Here is a 3850-nt window from a genome sequence, read left to right as displayed (position 1 = left end):
GCGGTGCAGGCGTACGACACGCGAAGCCGCTTGATCAGGGTGACGGTCTTCCAAAGCCTACCCTTCACGATCGGTCTCATCGCGACCGTCACTTACGCCCGGAATGGTCATCCGGCTTGGATCTGGAATTGGCTCTGGATCAGCTACGCCATCCTGTTCGCGGGCGAGCTTCGTGCGTGGTGGTGGCCCTACCTGTTCCAGCCCGACCCGGAGCGGGCGGCGCGCTACCGGGGCATGTTCGGGCGGACGAGCGCGTTCCTACCGGAGCGAAATGGGATCGTCCCGAACACACTCCATACGATCTTACACGCGTCGACGGCCGCCACGCTAGCCGCGCTCTTCGCGGCGACAGTTCGGTGATCGCAAGGGCCGAGCTCGGCTGAGCTGACCCACTCCCGGACGCTCGGGCGTATCCAGTCGGTCCGCGGAACTGGACGCCCGTTCATCTAGGATCATCTGCGTTCTCTTGAGCAAAGCGGGCTTGGAACCGCATGGACGAACCATCCGGCGGAAGATAGTTGACAAGGCAACCGCATTGCCGTAATTTCTTCTCAACTCTACGAGTTCGCGCTGGAGTCGTCTTGTTATCACCTTCGCACCTAGGCGCGCATACCGGCTACCATCTCCGGCTAGTGTCCAACGCCGTGTCGCAGGATTTTGCTCGCCGGCTCGAGCGGGAAGGCGTGACGGTGGCCGAATGGGCGTTCCTGCGATCGCTCTACGGCGTCGGTCCTATAGCGCCGTCGGTCTTGGCCGAGACGATGGGCATGACCAAGGGCGCCATCAGCAAGCTCGCCGACCGACTTCTGGCGAAAGAGTTGATCGAGCGCGCCGACAATCCTGACGACAAGCGCGCGCACACTCTGTCGCTGACGGAAGCCGGGCGCGACAAAGTACCAGTCCTGGCGGCGATCGCCGATGCGATCGAGACTGACTACTTCAGCGTGCTTGCGCCCGGCGAGCGCGACGCTCTCCGACGCATCTTGAGTATCTTGGCCGACCGACGCGGCCTGTCGAACATTCCGATCAACTGACGAGCTGGCAGGAGCCGAGAATGAGAAACACCAGCAACCCCGTTTTCAACGACAACAAGCTGAAGCTGGGGATCTTTTGCACGAACGGCGCGGGGGCGGCGATGACGACACTACCCGAGCGCTATCAAACGTCGTGGCCGCTCTCGATCGAGACCGCGCGCATGGCCGACGAGGCGGGACTCGAGGCAATCGTGCCCTATGCTCGCTGGAAGGGCTACACCGGGAAGGCTGATGATTCGAGCGGCGTCGTTATGGACCCGATGACTTGGGCCGCCGGCATCGCCCAGGCCACGAGCTATTCCGCGGTGTTCGCGACCACCCACGCCCCCACCGTTCATCCGCTTCTCGCCGCAAAACAGGGCGCGACCGTCGACATTATTTCCGGCGGCCGCTTCGCGCTGAACGTCGTCGGCGGGTGGAACAAGCCCGAGCTGGAGATGTTTGGCGCGCCCTTGAAGGAGCACGATCAGCGCTATGATCAGCTGCAGGAGTGGTTGGAGATCGTCGAACGTCTGTGGACCGACGACGAGGAGTTCACCCATCACGGAGAGTTCTACAACGTCATCCGCGGGACATCGGCTCCCAAGCCGGTGCAGAAGCCGCACCCGCCGATCATGAACGCCGGCGGCTCGGGGCGCGGCCGGCGCTTTGCCTGCGAGTTCGCCGACATCTGCTTCGTCCTCGTCGGCTCGCTGGACCCGGAGAAGATCACTGCCCAGGTCAGCGAGATCAAAAACTTCGGGCGCACCGAGTTCGGGCGTGAGGTGCAGGTCTGGACGACGACCTTCGTCGTTCAGCGCGACACCGATCAGGAAGCGCGAGATTATCACCGTTGGTACTCGATCGAAAATGAGGACACGGCGAACGTCGACGCCTGGATGCGGCTCCAGCAGGAGCAGACGCAGGTGCTGCCCCCGGCGGTCCTGGCGCAGATGCGGCATCGCTTCGCTTCCGGGGCGGGGGGTGTGCCGCTGGTGGGCACGGCACAGACGATCGCCGACCGGCTGTCGATGCTGGCCGGCTGCGGGATCGACGGTCTGCTGCTGACCTGGGTGGATTATGTCGACGGCATCAAGCGCTTCACGGAGGGCGTGTTGCCACTGATCGAGGAAGCAGGACTGCGCGCGCCGTTCCAGCCTCGATCAGCATCAGCCGGTGGTGATGACCAACATCTGGGAGCATAAGACCGACCCCAAGTGGCAGGTCCTAGACGATGCCTCGTCCTTCGAGAACGCCACCGGCGTCACCGGTAAACCTGCGGAGAATGGCTTCATCAGGGTCTGAGCGGATTATGGCTGAGGTAGGTAGCGACTTCTTCCGTTGCCTGCCGCGACGAGGACCCATGGTCGGTCATCCAGCGCTACTCTACCGCATCTCGAAAGCAGCCGCTCGTTCACGTCACTGTCGTTTATGGCACACGCTTAGCTCGTCGGCGACGCAAGCAAGGATCTGGTAGCCGACGGCAGACGCGTTCGCCTTCAGACCTGCGCCGCCCCTCCATCGGCGAACAACTCGCTGCCGTTGACGAAGCTGCTCTCATCCGAGGCGAGGAACAACGCAGCGGCGGCGATCTCGTCGGGCCGCCCCATGCGGCCCAGCGGGGTAGCCGCCTCCATCGCCGCCACGAGCTGCCGCTCCTGATCCTCGTTAGCGGCGAGCCCGTGCAGGCCCGGCGTCGATGTCGCACCCGGGGCGAGCACGTTGACCCGGATGCGGCGAGGCGCGAGGTCAAGTATCCACCCGCGGGCGAAGCTGCGGATGGCGGCCTTGCTGGCACCGTAGACGCTGAACGCCGGCGCGCCGGTGACCGCCGCAGTAGAGCCGGTGAGGATCACCGACGCGCCGTCGACCAGCAGCGGCAGCGCCTTCTGGACGGTGAACAGCGTGCCCTTGACGTTGGTAGCGAAGATGCGGTCGTAGTGCGCCTCCGTGATATCGGCCAGCGCGGCGAAGTCGCCGCCGCCCGCGTTTGCGAGCAGAACGTCGATACGGCCCGCCTCGGCTTGCACGATCTCGTAAAGCCGGTCGAGGTCGGCCAAGTTGGCAACATCGCCCTGCACGCCGCGAGCGCTTTCCCCCACCTCGGCTACCGCCGCGTCGAGCTCCGCTTGCCGCCGCCCGGTCATGAACACGCGCGCGCCCTCTTGCGCGAAGCGCCTCGCGCACGCCAGGCCGATGCCGCTGTTGGCGCCGGTGATGACCGCGACCCTGCCGTCAAGTCTGCCCATGTTCGTCTCCTTCCATCGTTCAGCAACGACATGGGATGGCGCTGCTGAATGGGCTAGAACCTACCTGGAGGTAAGTGTAAGTTCGGGACGATGAACAGCGCCGAACCCATCTGCGGCCTCGAAGTCGCGCTGGCCGTGATGGGCGGCAAGTGGAAGCCCCTGATCCTCTACCATCTCCAGGGCGGACCCACGCGCTTCGGCGAGCTGAAGCGGCGGGTGGTGGGCGTCAGCGAGAAGGTACTGATCCAGCAGCTACGCGAGTTGGTCGCGGCGGGAGTGCTCACCCGGCGCGACCACCAGCGGGTGCCACCTATGGTGGACTATACGATGACGCCGTTCGGGATCACGCTGGCCGCCGCGCTCATGCCGCTATGTATGTGGGGCAGCGAGCACCGCGCGGAGGTGGAACGCGCCGTCAATTCACCTCCACCAAGCCGCGACCCAGTCGGCGCGATACCGGTCAAGCAAGCGCTTCCGTAACTTACCGCGCCGCAACGACCCAATAGACGATGTTCACGACCTCTACTCAGTCCCGATTTCGGCCGCCCGTTCATTTGGGTAGATCGGGCGATGAGCAGCCAGTTTTGT

General features: G+C 64.5%; 5 protein-coding genes. 4 read left to right on the top strand and 1 reads right to left on the bottom strand.

The genetic code is table 11. The annotated features are described in order from the left end of the window. From HUU95_RS10515 to HUU95_RS10505, 3 genes are all read left to right on the top strand, one after another. A partial coding sequence (locus HUU95_RS10515; protein ID WP_217429814.1) for a hypothetical protein occupies nt 1-360 on the top strand: 360 nt, incomplete at its 5' end. Between the two features lie 272 nt (nt 361-632). After that, nucleotides 633-1034, top strand: coding sequence for a MarR family winged helix-turn-helix transcriptional regulator (locus HUU95_RS10510; protein ID WP_217429813.1), 402 nt, complete (start codon nt 633-635; stop codon nt 1032-1034). A 20-nt stretch (nt 1035-1054) separates the two neighbouring features. Continuing rightward, the gene (locus tag HUU95_RS10505) at nt 1055-2218 is read left to right on the top strand and encodes an LLM class flavin-dependent oxidoreductase (RefSeq protein ID WP_174280066.1); all 1164 of its coding nucleotides are present in this window, start codon (nt 1055-1057) and stop codon (nt 2216-2218) included. 294 nt (nt 2219-2512) lie between these two features. Here HUU95_RS10505 and HUU95_RS10500 read toward each other — a convergent pair whose 3' ends face one another. Beyond that, entirely contained in the window at nt 2513-3262 is a 750-nt protein-coding gene (locus HUU95_RS10500; RefSeq protein ID WP_174280065.1) for an SDR family oxidoreductase, read from the bottom strand. Nucleotides 3263-3352: 90 nt separating this feature from the next. Here HUU95_RS10500 and HUU95_RS10495 point away from each other — a divergent pair, with 90 nt between their 5' ends. Continuing rightward, the gene (locus HUU95_RS10495; RefSeq protein WP_174280064.1) at nt 3353-3742 is read left to right on the top strand and encodes a winged helix-turn-helix transcriptional regulator; all 390 of its coding nucleotides are present in this window, start codon (nt 3353-3355) and stop codon (nt 3740-3742) included. The last annotated feature ends 108 nt before the right edge of the window (nt 3743-3850 follow it).

This window comes from Sphingomonas bacterium (assembly GCF_903643065.1).
Classification (GTDB): Bacteria; Pseudomonadota; Alphaproteobacteria; order Sphingomonadales; family Sphingomonadaceae; genus Sphingomonas.
Note: the sequence above shows the minus strand (reverse complement) of the source record. Positions and strands in the feature narration are given on the sequence as shown.